Source organism: Leeuwenhoekiella sp. A16, assembly GCF_047946675.1.
Lineage (GTDB): Bacteria > Bacteroidota > Bacteroidia > Flavobacteriales > Flavobacteriaceae > Leeuwenhoekiella.
Genome location: NZ_CP172313.1, coordinates 330,520 through 345,247, shown reverse-complemented (window position 1 = coordinate 345,247; position 14,728 = coordinate 330,520). Strand labels below are relative to the sequence as shown.

Annotated in this window: 15 protein-coding genes; 4 read left to right on the top strand and 11 right to left on the bottom strand. The window is 37.3% G+C overall.

Going from position 1 to position 14,728, the window contains the following annotated elements:
• Nucleotides 1-27: 27 nt before the first annotated feature.
• The 4 genes from ACH3O9_RS01470 to ACH3O9_RS01455 form a co-directional block, all read right to left on the bottom strand.
• Nucleotides 28-867 (bottom strand): Cof-type HAD-IIB family hydrolase, encoded by an 840-nt coding sequence (locus ACH3O9_RS01470; protein WP_416443662.1) that lies wholly within the window; start codon nucleotides 865-867, stop codon nucleotides 28-30.
• 63 nt (nucleotides 868-930) lie between these two features.
• Nucleotides 931-1,407: a DUF4199 domain-containing protein gene (locus tag ACH3O9_RS01465; protein ID WP_416443660.1), complete on the bottom strand. Its 477-nt coding sequence runs from the start codon at nucleotides 1,405-1,407 to the stop codon at nucleotides 931-933.
• 86 nt (nucleotides 1,408-1,493) lie between these two features.
• Nucleotides 1,494-1,850 (bottom strand): DUF3140 domain-containing protein, encoded by a 357-nt coding sequence (locus ACH3O9_RS01460; protein WP_416443658.1) that lies wholly within the window; start codon nucleotides 1,848-1,850, stop codon nucleotides 1,494-1,496.
• Between the two features lie 180 nt (nucleotides 1,851-2,030).
• A complete protein-coding gene (locus ACH3O9_RS01455; RefSeq protein ID WP_416443656.1) occupies nucleotides 2,031-2,951 on the bottom strand; it encodes a LysR family transcriptional regulator in 921 nt (306 codons plus the stop codon).
• A gap of 95 nt (nucleotides 2,952-3,046) precedes the next feature.
• On the opposite strand from ACH3O9_RS01455, the gene ACH3O9_RS01450 reads away from it, so the two are divergent.
• The gene (locus ACH3O9_RS01450) at nucleotides 3,047-3,682 is read left to right on the top strand and encodes an NAD(P)H-dependent oxidoreductase (protein WP_416443654.1); all 636 of its coding nucleotides are present in this window, start codon (nucleotides 3,047-3,049) and stop codon (nucleotides 3,680-3,682) included.
• Nucleotides 3,683-3,871: 189 nt separating this feature from the next.
• On the opposite strand, the gene secA is transcribed toward ACH3O9_RS01450, so the two are convergent.
• The 6 genes from secA to ACH3O9_RS01420 all read right to left on the bottom strand — a co-directional run bounded on the left by secA (nucleotide 3,872) and on the right by ACH3O9_RS01420 (nucleotide 10,124).
• On the bottom strand, nucleotides 3,872-7,234 hold the full coding sequence (gene secA / locus ACH3O9_RS01445) for a preprotein translocase subunit SecA (RefSeq protein WP_416443652.1): 3,363 nt from the start codon (nucleotides 7,232-7,234) through the stop codon (nucleotides 3,872-3,874).
• Between the two features lie 95 nt (nucleotides 7,235-7,329).
• Complete coding sequence (locus ACH3O9_RS01440; protein WP_416443650.1) at nucleotides 7,330-7,551, bottom strand: DUF2795 domain-containing protein; 222 nt, start codon at nucleotides 7,549-7,551, stop codon at nucleotides 7,330-7,332.
• 142 nt (nucleotides 7,552-7,693) lie between these two features.
• The gene (locus tag ACH3O9_RS01435) at nucleotides 7,694-8,269 is read right to left on the bottom strand and encodes a cob(I)yrinic acid a,c-diamide adenosyltransferase (RefSeq protein WP_416443648.1); all 576 of its coding nucleotides are present in this window, start codon (nucleotides 8,267-8,269) and stop codon (nucleotides 7,694-7,696) included.
• A 6-nt stretch (nucleotides 8,270-8,275) separates the two neighbouring features.
• Nucleotides 8,276-8,503: a hypothetical protein gene (locus ACH3O9_RS01430; RefSeq protein WP_416443646.1), complete on the bottom strand. Its 228-nt coding sequence runs from the start codon at nucleotides 8,501-8,503 to the stop codon at nucleotides 8,276-8,278.
• Between the two features lie 3 nt (nucleotides 8,504-8,506).
• A complete protein-coding gene (locus ACH3O9_RS01425) occupies nucleotides 8,507-9,538 on the bottom strand; it encodes an RluA family pseudouridine synthase (protein WP_416446601.1) in 1,032 nt (343 codons plus the stop codon).
• 7 nt (nucleotides 9,539-9,545) lie between these two features.
• Nucleotides 9,546-10,124, bottom strand: coding sequence for a PASTA domain-containing protein (locus ACH3O9_RS01420; protein ID WP_416443644.1), 579 nt, complete (start codon nucleotides 10,122-10,124; stop codon nucleotides 9,546-9,548).
• Nucleotides 10,125-10,268: 144 nt separating this feature from the next.
• Here ACH3O9_RS01420 and ACH3O9_RS01415 point away from each other — a divergent pair, with 144 nt between their 5' ends.
• The 3 genes from ACH3O9_RS01415 to ACH3O9_RS01405 all read left to right on the top strand — a co-directional run bounded on the left by ACH3O9_RS01415 (nucleotide 10,269) and on the right by ACH3O9_RS01405 (nucleotide 12,643).
• On the top strand, nucleotides 10,269-11,249 hold the full coding sequence (locus ACH3O9_RS01415) for a D-alanine--D-alanine ligase (protein WP_416443642.1): 981 nt from the start codon (nucleotides 10,269-10,271) through the stop codon (nucleotides 11,247-11,249).
• Nucleotides 11,250-11,312: 63 nt separating this feature from the next.
• Nucleotides 11,313-11,768, top strand: a complete 456-nt coding sequence (gene coaD, locus ACH3O9_RS01410; RefSeq protein ID WP_416443640.1) for a pantetheine-phosphate adenylyltransferase — start codon at nucleotides 11,313-11,315, stop codon at nucleotides 11,766-11,768.
• Nucleotides 11,769-11,890: 122 nt separating this feature from the next.
• A complete protein-coding gene (locus ACH3O9_RS01405) occupies nucleotides 11,891-12,643 on the top strand; it encodes a hypothetical protein (protein ID WP_416443638.1) in 753 nt (250 codons plus the stop codon).
• Here the strand turns inward: ACH3O9_RS01405 and ACH3O9_RS01400 are convergent.
• Nucleotides 12,640-14,724: a TonB-dependent receptor family protein gene (locus tag ACH3O9_RS01400; RefSeq protein WP_416443636.1), complete on the bottom strand. Its 2,085-nt coding sequence runs from the start codon at nucleotides 14,722-14,724 to the stop codon at nucleotides 12,640-12,642. The genes ACH3O9_RS01405 and ACH3O9_RS01400 overlap by 4 nt on opposite strands.
• Nucleotides 14,725-14,728: the final 4 nt, after the last annotated feature.

Below are 14,728 nucleotides of genomic sequence, written 5' to 3'. Positions count from 1 at the left end.
TGGTTGGAGCGCGCCCCTTTTTTTTGTTTATAATTCACCCAGCAGCCATTGCTGAATAGCTTTCGCAACAGCGTGTTCTTTATTTGTGTACAAACTTACTTTACCTGCGATAGCTTTTACATTTTCAGTGGCGTTTGCCATTGCTACACCCAGACCTACTTGCTGTAACATCTCTACATCATTGTGATTATCACCAAAGGCTATTACTTTCTCTATAGATATATGATAGTATTCATCGAGAAGCACTTTTAAGGCAAGGCTCTTATCAATATTTCTGGCTGTTATTTCTAAATATGTATTTTTTGAGCGGTATAGATTGACATCCTGTTTGTGCTTTAGTGATAATTCATCTACTAACGCATCAATCTCAAGTTCATTACCCATGCACATGATTTTATGCGGATTTTGACCGTTTTTTGACAGATAATCTGAGGTTTTTTCCAGCGAACTTAACGTAGGTTTTACGCGCGTGTTATTGATCTCCCGCTTGGTCCAGTAATCTTCAGTTTCTGTAAACCAGTCGTCATTGCTGTATATACTGATGTTGTAACCAAAACTTCCCGAGTTGCGGTTGCTAATTACGGTTTTAAGCACTTCAAGCGAAAAAGAATTACTTTCTATCACAGTTCCATTTTCACCAAGAATAAGTCCACCATTGTAGGCGATGAGAGGAGCGCCTTCAATATTCAGTTTTTTCTGCAGATAATGCATGGCACTTGGCATACGCGAAGAGGCGAGAAGGATGGGCAAATGCCCGTTAAGCTTTTTGAATACAGCAAGGGTTTCTTCAGAAATATCGCGATTTACATCTAGCAATGTTCCGTCAATATCTGAACATATAAGCTGATAAGGAAGGTCTTTTTTCATACCTGCTAAAATAGAAAATCAACCTGCTTTTTCCCGATTTTAGTCACAAAAAAACCGATTTTTTTAATCTCTGCGAATAAAAAGAGCGACTACTGCAGAAGTTATTATGCCCATAATTAAAGCCCCCATTGTAGCGTACACTACATAATTTTTTAAATTGAAGTAGGACTCTGCGTGTTCTGTGGTGCTATTGCCACTTGAGACTGCGTAGGCAATCGCTTTATCAAAATACTCTGGTGTAATAAAAGTGCTGGTAATATATTGTGACAATGGCGCGAGAAGACACAAAAAAAAGGTGAGGATTATGCCAGATCTAAAACCTTGTTTCCAGCTCATGATACCGCCATAAAAATTATTGCGCTTGTCATACAGAGCCAAGACATACACAGCGATAGCGACCAATGCGTAGAGGTTTGTGTAAATAGCCTGATTCTCTATATTCTCATCATGCCAGCCCATAATTTTTTCAAAACCCATCCAGAGCAGACCGGAAAAGGTAAATATGACCGCCCATTTCATTTCCATTCTACAAGACAACATAATCAGCGCTCTTAAATTATCATGTTAAGTTACTGAAAATTACATTGAAATAATAGTGGAGAATTGAGAAAAATAACTACTATGGCCTAATAGTATACTGAAGTTTTCTTTACAGCTTTTACTTCTTTGCGCATATCATAGCCCATATTTCTCAGGCTATTTTCCCAGTCTGCTTTTGAAGCGCTGTGGGTGTTTCTGCTTCGTTTAACGTAATTGATACGATGAAGCATAGTTTGTATGATCTGGCAGTCTGCAGAAGTTAGCTCTTCTACTTGTAGTGAAAGCACCTTTAGAAACTTTCTGGATTGCTCAAGAGACGGCGAATCTTTATAGTTTGCAACCGTTAATGGTGCAATATCTGTGCGCAGCCAGGCACGAAGTTCTGCGGGCGTCATGTTTGTAGCCTGATGTAATTCTTTATATAAACGCTCTCGGGAAAACACAGTGAAATTTTGTGTAAAGCTAAATTTAAAACTGAAATTTCAAAACTGCTTTAGATTAAATTTAGGTAAAGTTTCACGTTTTTAGTTAATTGTCAGATTGTGAGTAAATAAAGAATAGATTCACGTCTTAGAAACTCAAAAAAGGCATGTGAAATATTGTCTGGAGCAGGGTATAAAGAATTATTCTGTGATTATTAATTTCTTCATTTTCGATTTAAAGATATTTTCAAGTATTTGTAATTCTTTCTTATGCTGTAAGTCTGTTCGTGAAGCGAAATATAAAGTATTTTCCGTTTTAACTTTTCCGCCCCAAACGAGCTTGATTTCGTTATTGTTAATTGCGTTTTGACATAGAAAATCAGGGACTAGTGCAAAACCATTTTCATTACTTAGACATCTAATTATAGAATTGATACTTGGTAAAATATAATTGGGTTTGAAGGCTGGACGTTTATTGAAGTTCTCGAACCAGAATCTTCTAAAATGCTCCATCTCATTTGAGGCACTGTACCAAATTTTGTGTTGCAACTCATTTTCAAGACTCTTCCAATTCTTGCTACTTATAAGTTCGTTTATTTTTGTAGTCTCGGTTTTTACGCCTGCGATTAGCACAATACGCTCCGTTGAAAATGGCGTATAATTTACTAATGATTTTTTATCACTTTTCTTTTGTGGAGTTATGACCAGATCTAAAATACCATTATTTAAATCTTTTATTAATTCCTGATGAGCACCAAATCTGGCCTCGAGATCAAAATGCAGTTTAGGTATTTCTGGTTCTATAATAAGCTGAAAAGTTTCAGAACACATCCCAATATGCAAGGAAGGATTTTTTTCTTGTGTAGTTTTTTTAAAATGTTGCTCTGCTATTTCCAGATTATTGAGAGATTCAAAAATGTATTCATACAAGTATTTGCCATCTTCGGTAGGAATCATTTTTCTGGAGGTACGTTCAAAAAGTTTTTTGCCTACATAAGCTTCTAAGGCATTTAAGTGTACGCTAACTCCCGGTTGGGAAGCGTACAATACAGTTGATGCCTTAGTAAGAGTTCCATTTTCATAAATCGCTTTAAATGTTCTATACCACTCCAGATTGATCATCTCTATTAATATTTTAATACAAAAGTATGAATTGTATTATTATATAAATAGATATCAGGTATTTAATTTTGCTTGATAAATAATAATTAATTCAGATGAAAAATATTTTTATAATTAACGGAGGGCATCCATTTGCTCATTCAGGTGGTAAGTTTAACGCGACTTTGTTTGAGAATACAATTACCTATTTTAATTCTTTAGCTGGTTATGCAGTTAAATCAATCCAGGTGGGTGATGATTATGACGCTATGGAAGAGGTTGAGAAATTTAAGTGGGCAGATCTTATTATATATCACACGCCTATCTGGTGGTTTCAGATTCCATTTGGATTCAAAGAATATATAGATACAGTTTTCACAGCGGGGCATCAAAATGGAATATATGCAAGCGATGGCCGTAGTCGTAAAAACCCGGCTATTAATTACGGCACCGGTGGTTTAATGAACGGAAAGAAATATATTCTCACCACAAGTTGGAATGCGCCAAAAGAGGCATTTACCTTAGAAGGTGAGTTCTTTGATCAAAGGAGTGTAGATAACGGTGTTATGTTCGGTTTTCACAGGATGAATGCATTTGCCGGAATGGAACTTTTAGCAACAAATCATTTTCATGACATGGAAAAGAATGCAGATGTTCCGCTTGAATTAAAGAATTATAATAGTTTTTTAAATAACGTAGTAGAAGATTTTAACCCATCTTCAACCGATTTTCTCAATGAAAAATCGGCCTAAAAAGGGTGAAAATCGTTTAAATCGTTTAAAAAATCGGGTTAGTTTTAGAGTTATTTTCCAGATTAACTTTTTGAGTTTGTGTTGTGTTTTGTTTCGTCCGGACAAAGTTAGATGCACATATCGTGCTCTTCATTAAAACAAAAAACCCGAAGCAATTGCTTCGGGTTTTTTGTTTTAAAAAGCGATTATTTAATCTTCAACAATCACCCAATCTCCTTTTTCAATAAGAGGTATCGCTTGTTTGTATTTCATAGATTTATTTTCTCCATTCATGACATTTTTAAGTGTAACCCTATCGTTACGGCCAATTTTGGGATGGTCACGAACGATCGTTTCAGTAATTTGTTGTTGTCTGGGTTGGGTGTTACCTCCCGCAGCACGACTTTGAGCAGCACGTTCATCAAGATTTTGTATCTCTTCTTTAGAAGTTTCCATCTTTTCAGTTTGACGTACTTGACGCGCCTCTCGTATTTGTCCCTGCTCCTGTACAGGTAACTCTCCTTTAAATAAGAATGATATCACATCTTTATTAACCTCTTCTATCATTTGTTTGAACAATTCAAAGGCTTCAAACTTATAGATCAACAGAGGATCCTTTTGTTCATGAACAGCTAATTGAACACTCTGTTTCAGCTCATCCATTTTACGCAAATGTGTCTTCCAGGCGTCATCTATAATGGCGAGAGTAATATTCTTTTCAAAATCGGTTATAAGCTGTTTACCTTCACTTTCATAAGCATCCTTAAGATTGGTAACAACTTTTAGTTCTTTATTGCCATCAGAGAATGGTACAACAATACGTTCATATTTGCTTTCCGGGTTTTCATATACATTTTTAATAATAGGAAAAGCAACGGCTGCATTACGCGCCATTTTCTCTCTATAATGAACGAGAGCGGCTTTGTATATCTTTCCGGCTAACTGTTGTGTGTTTAATGAGTTGAATTCTTTCTCTTCTACCGGGCTACCCATAGAAAAGAAGCGGATAAGCTCAAACTCAAAGTTTTTATAATCCTGTGCTGCTTTATTGGTCTCTGCAATAACCTCAGACGTGTCATAGATCATGTTTGCTAAATCTACACGAAGACGTTCCCCGTACAGAGCATGGTAACGACGCTTGTAGATAACTTCACGCTGCGCATTCATAACATCGTCATATTCTAAAAGACGTTTACGAATACCAAAGTTGTTTTCTTCTACTTTTTTCTGTGCGCGCTCTATTGATTTAGAGATCATTGAGTGCTGGATAACCTCACCTTCCTCAAGACCCATACGGTCCATCATTTTAGCGATGCGTTCAGAACCAAATAGACGCATAAGGTTGTCTTCTAATGAAACGTAGAATTGAGAACTTCCTGGATCTCCCTGGCGTCCAGAACGACCACGTAACTGTCTGTCTACACGTCTTGAATCATGACGCTCTGTACCAATAATTGCCAGACCGCCTGCTTTTTTAACTTCGGCACTTAACTTTATATCTGTACCACGACCTGCCATGTTAGTTGCAATTGTCACCTGACCGGCATTACCTGCATCAGCAACAATATCTGCCTCTTTTTTGTGTAATTTCGCGTTAAGCACATTATGTTGAATTTTTCTAATTGTAAGCATACGGCTTAGCAATTCTGAAATTTCAACAGATGTTGTACCTATAAGAACAGGACGACCTGCGTCTGTGAGTTTATTTACCTCGTCTATAACGGCGTTGTACTTCTCGCGCTTAGTCTTGTAAACTTTATCATCGCGATCATCACGTGCAATTGGTCTGTTAGTAGGTATCTCTACAACATCAAGTTCATAAATTTCCCAGAACTCACCAGCTTCTGTTACAGCTGTACCAGTCATACCAGACAGCTTGCGGTACATTCTAAAATAATTTTGCAGGGTTATTGTAGCAAAGGTTTGTGTAGCATCTTCAATCTTTACATTCTCTTTAGCTTCAATAGCCTGGTGTAAACCATCACTATATCTACGACCGTCCATAATACGACCGGTTTGCTCATCTACAATTTTCACCTTATTATCCATCACAACATACTCTGTATCTTTTTCAAACAGTGTATATGCTTTGAGTAATTGGTTCATTGTATGAATGCGCTCACTTTTTACGCTGAAATCGCGAAAGAGTTCTTCTTTTTTAGTAGCCTGTTCTTCTGTTGAAAGGCCTGAAGTCTCAATCTTGCTTATTTCCATTCCCATTTCTGGCATAACGAAAAAGTTAGGATCCTCTTTACCTGAAATTTTCTCTATCCCTTTATCTGTAAGCTCAATCTGATTATTTTTCTCATCAATTGTGAAATACAATTCTGCATCTATTTTATGCATTTCACGATTGTTATCCTGCATGTAATGATTCTCTGTCTTCTGCAGCAATTGTCTTATTCCTTCTTCACTAAGGTATTTTATCAATGCCTTATTTTTAGGAAGGCCACGATAAACGCGAAGTAATTGTACGGCACCTTCTTTTGTGTTACCCTCTGCTATAAGTTTTTTGGCTTCAGCCAAAGTACCTGTTAGTTGCTGGCGCTGTAAATTAACGAGACTATCAACCTGAGGTTTTAAAGCATCAAACTCATGTTGATCTCCTTTAGGAACCGGTCCCGAAATTATAAGCGGAGTACGAGCATCATCTACAAGAACAGAATCTACTTCATCTACAATAGCATAGTTGTGCGGGCGTTGAACCAAATCACTAGGTGAGTGCGCCATGTTATCACGCAGGTAATCAAAACCAAATTCATTGTTTGTACCATATGTGATGTCTGCAGCGTAAGCTTTACGTCTGGCAGCTGAGTTAGGTCTGTGCACATCAATACAGTCTATCGTAAGACCGTGAAACTGAAACAATGGTGCCATCCATGCGCTGTCACGCTTTGCCAGATAATCGTTTACGGTTACAAGATGTACTCCATTTCCCGTAAGGGCATTAAGATACATGGGAAGGGTTGCCACTAATGTTTTACCTTCACCAGTTTGCATCTCGGCAATTTTACCCTGATGCATCGCCACACCACCTATTAACTGTACATCATAATGTATCATATCCCAGGTGATGGGTTTTCCTGCTGCATCCCAGCTGTTTGCCCAAAAGGCGTGATCACCTTCTAAACGTACGTAATCCTTTTCAGCACTTAGTTCACGATCAAATGCGCTGGCCGTAACTTCAATCTCTTTATTATGAAAAAAGCGTTTGGCAGTTTCTTTAACTACAGCAAACGCTTCTGGTAAGATCTCGTTAAGTGTATTCTCACTTATCTCGTAAGCATCATTTTTAAGAGAATCAATTTCTGTATAGATTTCTTCTTTGCGGTCAATATCTTCAGTGGCATCTGCTTCTGTCTCAAGCTGTGCGATTTTTGTATTTACCTCGCTTAATGCATTTGCAATTTGTGCTTTAAAAGCAATGGTCTTTTCTCTCAATGAATCATGAGAAAGTTTTTCCAGATCACCTTCAAAACTTTTAATCTTTTCAACGATAGGCATAATAGAAGCCACATCCTGCTTGGATTTATCTCCTACAAAAACCTTTAATACCTTATCTAGTAATCCCATAATAGGTGGTTGTATTTATATATAAAAATAGGTTCAAATTTAAACAAAAAAAAAGCCTCTTAGGTGAGACTTTCTATTTGTTTGTTTAGTATTTCTTAGTATTCATCCTCATTCCAGAGGTAGTCTTCATCAGATGGATAGTCTGGCCAAATCTCATCGATAGAATCATAAGAATCGCCCTCGTCTTCCATCGCCTGTAGATTTTCTACAACCTCAAGTGGCGCTCCCGTTCTAATCGCATAATCGATTAATTCATCTTTTGTTGCCGGCCAAGGTGCATCGCTCAAGTGTGAGGCTAATTCTAAAGTCCAGTACATAGGTTAACGTATTAATTATTTTTTGCAAAAATAATTTTTTACACGTAATAACCAAGTAAATAATCAATTATTTCAAATTATTTATAAGAACGTATGTAATACCTTATGAAATAAGACTTTATTACGAGTAAAAAGAAAAGTGCTACTTTCCTTTTTTAGGAATCCACTTTATTTCTTTTGCTTGCAAATCATTTGACAACTTCCGTGCCAGTACAAAAAGATAGTCAGAAAGTCTGTTTAAATATTTTAAGGCATTTGAGTCAAATGGTTCAATATCAAAAAGTGCGGTGGCCATCCGCTCTGCTCTTCGACATACACAACGCGCTATGTGACAGTATGACACGGTTTGGTGCCCTCCCGGGAGAATAAAATGAGTCATAGGAGGGAGGTGAGCATACATTGCATCCATCTCATGCTCAAGCAGCATGACATCCTCTTCAGTAATTAATGGAATGTCTAAACGAGGTTTTCCGTTCTTTAAGACCGATTTTTGCGGGTCTGTGGCAAGTATTGCACCTAAAGTGAATAGATTTTCTTGTATGAGTTGTAAAGTATTAGCGGTGTGATCATCTATTTGTTGATCTCTTATCAAGCCTAAATGAGAATTGAGTTCATCAACAGTGCCGTAGCTTTCTATGCGTATATGGTGTTTAGATACTCGCGTGCCACCAAAGAGTGCTGTTGTGCCATCATCACCTGTTTTAGTATATACTTTCATGAAACCTTAGCGTTTGTTTTTCTTTCGCTCATGGAAATTCTTTTTAAAATCCCTGCCTTTCCTATCGTAGAGCTTGTTCTTATTCTTGCGGTTGTTTGCAAAAACTAAAAGCACAAGAACGGCAATAATTATTACAAGAATAATAAGCTGCGTTTGTTCTGAAAAATTATCAAGCATAAACAGAAATAAATAGAGTTTCCTTAAAGTTACAAATGCAACTTCAAAGATGCCCAAAGTTTACGTATTTTGATGCTTAGCATAATTACGCCACTTCTCTATACATGCTTGCATATCATCTGGTATTTCGCTGTCAAAGCGTTTCCACTCGCCCGTTACGGGGTGCTTAAAGCCTAATGTTTTCGCATGTAAAGCTTGTCGCGGCAGTACCTTAAAACAATTTTCAACAAACTGTTTATACTTAGTAAAGGTTGTGCCTTTTAAAATGGCATCACCACCGTATCGCTCATCGTTGAATAAGGTGTGGCCTATATATTTCATATGCACACGTATCTGGTGTGTGCGACCTGTCTCTAATTTGCAGGAGATAAGCGTGACGTAACCTAAGCGTTCTATTACTTTATAATGAGTAACGGCTTCTTTACCTTGTTCACCGTCTTCATAAACTGTGTTTTGCATTCTATTCTTGGGGTGACGGCCTATGTGACCTTCTACAGTGCCTTCATCTTCTTCTACATTTCCCCAAACTATAGCCACATATTCTCGCTCACTGGTTTTATTAAAAAATTGTTTTGCAAGATGTGTCATTGCCTGCTCTGTCTTAGCAACAACCAGCAATCCACTTGTGTCTTTATCTATGCGATGTACCAGCCCCGGTCTGCCGCTGCTGTTTTCAGGAAGGTTCTCAAAGTGATAGGTCAATGCGTTTATTAGGGTGCCACTATAATTACCATGCCCGGGATGCACAACCATACCTGCCGGTTTATTAACTACCAGAAGCGCGTCATCTTCATAAACAATATTTAAGGGGATATTCTCTGGCGTAAGCAAAAACTCATAAGGCGGATGCTCAAACATCACCCGTACAACATCGCCGGCTTTTACTTTGTAATTTTGTTTTACAACCTCACCGTTTACCTGAATATTACCATTTTTTGCAGCTTTTTGCAGTTTGTTGCGGGTAGCTTTCTCAACAAAATTCATCAGGAATTTGTCAACTCTTAAAGGTTCCTGCCCATTTCTTGCGGTAAAACAATGATGCTCATACAACTCATCATCCTGCTCGTTTTCTATTTCGTTAGAATCTTGCATCATATTTTTATTCACTATCTTCTGTGGGTTTGTAACGGGTAAGACCATTGCCTAAAACCAGATCTATAATCGCCGTTTTTTGTAATCTTTCGCCTGCTTTTATTGTTTGCCCTTTATAGCGCATCTCGAGTACTTCATCTTTTGCGATATAATCGCGGTAATCTATTTTACCTACTTTAAAACCTAAGGCAACAAGAGTAGGTTCTGCCTGGCGGCGTGTGCGACCTACGATATTGGGTACTTCTATCTTGCGATATCCTGAAGGATTAAGAACTAAGTAGATCTTTCGATCTTCTTTTACAAATTTACCCGGGCCTGGCGTTTGCTCAATAACCGAATATTTAGGGTAATCAGGATTGTAGTTAGAAGAATCTATCACCACATAATTAAGATCTGCATCATCAAGTTGCTGTTTTACTAAATTAAGGGTCATTTTGCTAAGATCTGGTACAGAAATACGTTGATCGTGATTAGTTGATGATTTTAACCAAAAAAGGATTACAAATACCAAAACAATTAAAACCAGTAAGGCAAGGAGCAATTGCTTTACAAATGCCTTGCTGAAGATAAACCGTATTAAACCCATGTGTTATTTATTAAAGAGCGTACAAACTTACTTAAAATTAAGCGACCCTCAATTGCAACTACTTTTTTTACCAAATATTATAAAAAAGCCGTTCTTTTGAAGTGTAAATAGTCAAGATTTAAACGGCAATTATCTCTTTTTAATATGTCAAAAAAAAATATCGCTGTCCTTATGGGCGGCTATTCGAGTGAGGTTGAAATTTCGCTTAAAAGCGGAAAAACTGTGATGGATAATCTTGATCGAGATTTATATGAACCTTACGCGGTTGAAATACTAAAAGAAGGCTGGGTCTGCCAATTAGAAGATGGAACTAGTGTACCCGTAAATAAAGAAAATTTTACGGTATTGATAGAAGATACTGTCATTTCTTTTGATGCTGCATTTAATACAATTCATGGTACCCCGGGAGAAGACGGTCTCTTACAGGCATATCTTGAATTGATGGGTATACCACAGACAGCTTGTGACTTTTACCAGGCTGCGCTCACATTTAATAAGCGGGATTGCATTAGCGCAGTAAAACCGTACGGAATAAAAACAGCGGTCAATTTTTATATCAATAAAGGCGATTTTATAGATAAAAAGGCCATTATTGATCGAGTAGGATTGCCTTGTTTTGTAAAGGCTAATAAAGCGGGAAGCAGTTTTGGAGTTTCTAAAGTTTATACTGAAGAAGAATTACCTGCCGCAATAGAAAATGCCTTTAATGAAGATGATGAGATTATTATTGAGTCCTTTTTAGATGGTACCGAAGTTTCAGTAGGTGTGATTAATTATAAGGGTAAAGTGATGGCGCTGCCCGTTACTGAAATCGTAAGCGAAAATGATTTTTTTGATTATGAGGCAAAATATCAGGGTAAATCTCAAGAGATTACTCCGGCAAGGATAACACCAGAACAAACCAAAGCCGTACAGGAAGAAGCAGAAAAAGTTTTTAAGGCTTTAAGCTTAAAAGGTCTCACCAGAGCAGAATTTATATTTAAAAACGGTGAACCTCATTTTCTTGAGGTTAATACTACACCGGGATTAAGCCCGGCAAGTATAATTCCGCAACAGGCGAAAGCTGCCGGGATAACTTTGGCAGAATTGTTTGGTAACGTAATTGAAGCGGCTATAAAGCAATAGAAACAATAATTATTGTCTTCCCTTTTTATTGCCTAATTTTAAACATCTCTAAAAACATACCCATTGAAACGAGCTGTATTTCCGGGATCTTTTGATCCGCTTACCTTAGGACATTGTGATATTATAGATCGCGGACTAACACTTTTTGATGAGATTATTCTTGCAATAGGTGTAAATGCCGAAAAGAAATACATGTTCTCACAAGAGAAAAGGGAATATTTTTTACGGGAGACCTTTAAAGATCAACCCAAAATTAAAGTGATGACTTATAAAGGGCTAACCGTAGATTTTTGTAATGCCAATGATGCCGGTTTTATCTTAAGAGGATTACGCAATCCGGGAGATTTTGAGTTTGAAAAAGCAATCGCCCACACTAATAGAAAACTTGCCCAGATAGAAACTGTGTTTCTACTTACTTCATCAGGTAAAAGTTACATTTCTTCTTCCATTGTGCGCGATGTTATACGCAACGGTGGCGATTACACCGGTCTTGTTCCAGATTCTGTAAGAGCAGAATAAAAACCTCCTTTAATCGGATGAAAATCGGTCAAAACAGGTGCTTTTTCGCACCGGTTAATTTAAATTTCTGCAACTTTAGCTTATTTATAGCTGTCTTTATGTGTTGAATGTAAACATGCTATATGCCAAGACTATTACTTCTTTTGTTACTATTTATTTCTCATGCCCTGTTCTCGCAAACCACTCGCGGTAAGATTTATGCAGCAGATAAAACCTTAGAAGGTGCACTTGTACAAAATATTACTCAGGATAAGGCTGTTTTAAGTGATGAGAAGGGCGATTTTAAGATAGCTGCTGCAGTTAATGACTCAATTATAGTGAGTGCTGCATTTCATGAGAAACAGATATTTCTAATAGAACCGTATCAATTAGATCAGGTATGGGTGGTTGATTTGAAAGAAATCAATAATGAATTAGATGAAGTAAAACTTTCATCAGCAAAGAAGGAAAAAGAATTTAAGATCGAAGAATATGATGCTAATTTTAGTAATGCTATTCAAAATGATATAAAAGAAAATCCATATTTATATTACCCAAAGCCTTCCGGCGGAATGGATCTCATTAAAGTCGCCGGGCTGATTGCCGGTTTGTTTAAATCGAAAAATAAAAAAGAAGATACTACAACAATTACCTATATTCAATTGCAATCACTTTTTGAAAGTGACAATCTTTTCACAAAAGAGCTACTAACTCACCAGCTGCAAATTCTCCCTGAATATCATGAGTTATTCCTTGATTTCTGTTCGGCTCAAAACTTAAAAAGTGATCTTCTTTTAGAAGAAAATCACTTTCAGCTTCTTGACAGAATCATCGATCTGAACAGTCAGTTTCAAAAAATAATTTCAGATTACAAATCTTCTAAAAAGGAAAATTAATTGATCATTATTTTTAAACCTGCATACCAATTTACAGGATCTCCGGGATAATAAAATCGGGGAGAAGCACCACCAAATCCTGTTGCATTAGGTAATATCTGCGCGGCGTAATTTGCGTCAAAAACATTATTCACACCAGAATAAACAGTTCCCGCTAAATTGCTAAATATATTGAAACTGTAATCTGCACGCAGGTTTACAAGATCATAACTTTCGCTGTAAAGCGCATTTGCATCATTAAGAGGGATCATCCCCACATGCCGATAGTTTGTAGAAAATTTAAATCGCTTATAATTTACCACGTCTAAGCCAAAATTGAGAACATTATCTGGTACTCCCGTGAGATCGTTACCGCTATAATCTGTATCATTATTTACAAATTCGTCAAATTTATAGTTATTTATCGCTATTGAGGCATACGGTTTTAAAGCCCAGTTTGCTGAAAGATTTTGATCATAATTTACCAGAAATTCTATACCGTCATGATTGGTTTTTCCCGCATTAACGCCCACATATTGATCTTCTGCAACGCGCTCTGCAACTAATAAATTATCAACCTGAATGCTATAAAGAGCAAGTTCTGTATATAATTTTTTGTCCAACCAAGTTGCTTTTACACCCACTTCATAACTTATTCCTGTTTCTGGTTTTATATCTGTATTTATAGCTCCTTCTGGTGTTAATGTTTCTGCTACAGATGGTAAGGAGAAACCGCGGCTAACTGATGCGTAGAGGTATTTATTTTGCAATGCTTCATATGTCAAAGCCGCATGTGGTAAAAATTGTCTGGGATAGGTATAAGCGCCAGAGCGATCTTCTCCCGTCTCATTAAAGCCATCATCTAGAATATATCTGCTGTGGTTGTAGCTTAAGCCAAATTCACCTTTTAAACGTTCTGTAAACTGAAGATTTATTTGGGCGAAAAGATTTAAATATTTGCGATCCTGTTCCTGACTGCTTAAAGCGTCACCTTGCAGAGTACCGTTACCGTCGTTGCTTTCGTAAAGATTTTCAAAGATTTTCGATTTGTAGTTTTCATCAAAATATTCAACACCTATACTGCTGTTTGCCGGAATCTTAAACAGATCAAAAGATGATTTTAAATTACTTCTTATACCAAATGCAAAAGAATTTTCATCAAGAATGTCAAATGGTCTTGGCTCATAACCATCGCGATAATTAGTGAAAATGCTGGTGTTCCAGGTGGAGTGTGTGTCAATTTGCCAATTATAAGAAAGACCGGCAACTACCTTATCGTAAGATTCATACCCTTTTGCCTGACCCCATGTAAACGCTGCTTTTTGTGGCTCATTTTTAAAATCATCTTCATCTATTGAACTTGGGATAAATGCTTTTAAGCGTGTGTAGTTCACAAATAAAGCTAATTGGCTTTTAGAATTCACGTCGGTTTTTCCATAAAAAGAGACGATTTTACGGTCATAATCGCTGTTTTTTCTATAACCATCTGTAGAAAGTTGGTTATAGGTAAGCAGTCCTGCAATCTTATTACCGCCCAGATTTGCTAAAACGCTTTTTTTCAGAAGACCAAAGGAGCCTCCCATCCCTTCAACCGAAAGTTTCTTAGTGTTATATTCTGGTTGAATAGCGGAAATATTTATAACGCCACCCAGACCTGCACCATAACTACTTGAAGCCGGACCTTTAATTATCTCGATGCGGTCTATAAGATTAAGATCAATGTCCTCAAGGGTCGTTTCACCTTCGCCCGTTGTAAGTGGGATACCTTCAAAATAAGCTTTCACTCGATTTGTAGAATAAGTACTTCTCGCACCCAAACCGCGAATTGTGATTCTGCTTGTGTTTATTGCCCCTTGTTGCATAAAAACGCCAGGCGCTTTATTGATCTCGTTAGAAAGAGAAACTTGATCACCCCGCTGAAGATTTTCAGTTGATATTACATTTACTGCCGCCGGCACCCGTTGTAATTCATCGATTACAGGAGTACTGCGCAGTAAAACTTCAGGGAGTGAATTTCTTTCAGGTATAGAATCTTGTGCTGGTTGTTGAGCCCATGCTATGCTACCTGTGAAAAGCAGCAGGCCGATTAGTTGTTTTTGCAATTTT

Coding starts and splice junctions, on each gene's coding strand:
- ACH3O9_RS01470 (WP_416443662.1), bottom strand. CDS start 867: ATGAAAAAAGACCTTCCTTATCAGCTTATATGTTCAGATATTGACGGA.
- ACH3O9_RS01465 (WP_416443660.1), bottom strand. CDS start 1,407: ATGTTGTCTTGTAGAATGGAAATGAAATGGGCGGTCATATTTACCTTT.
- ACH3O9_RS01455 (WP_416443656.1), bottom strand. CDS start 2,951: ATGATCAATCTGGAGTGGTATAGAACATTTAAAGCGATTTATGAAAAT.
- ACH3O9_RS01450 (WP_416443654.1), top strand. CDS start 3,047: ATGAAAAATATTTTTATAATTAACGGAGGGCATCCATTTGCTCATTCA.
- secA (WP_416443652.1), bottom strand. CDS start 7,234: ATGGGATTACTAGATAAGGTATTAAAGGTTTTTGTAGGAGATAAATCC.
- ACH3O9_RS01440 (WP_416443650.1), bottom strand. CDS start 7,551: ATGTACTGGACTTTAGAATTAGCCTCACACTTGAGCGATGCACCTTGG.
- ACH3O9_RS01435 (WP_416443648.1), bottom strand. CDS start 8,269: ATGAAAGTATATACTAAAACAGGTGATGATGGCACAACAGCACTCTTT.
- ACH3O9_RS01425 (WP_416446601.1), bottom strand. CDS start 9,538: ATGCAAGATTCTAACGAAATAGAAAACGAGCAGGATGATGAGTTGTAT.
- ACH3O9_RS01420 (WP_416443644.1), bottom strand. CDS start 10,124: ATGGGTTTAATACGGTTTATCTTCAGCAAGGCATTTGTAAAGCAATTG.
- ACH3O9_RS01415 (WP_416443642.1), top strand. CDS start 10,269: ATGTCAAAAAAAAATATCGCTGTCCTTATGGGCGGCTATTCGAGTGAG.
- ACH3O9_RS01405 (WP_416443638.1), top strand. CDS start 11,891: ATGCCAAGACTATTACTTCTTTTGTTACTATTTATTTCTCATGCCCTG.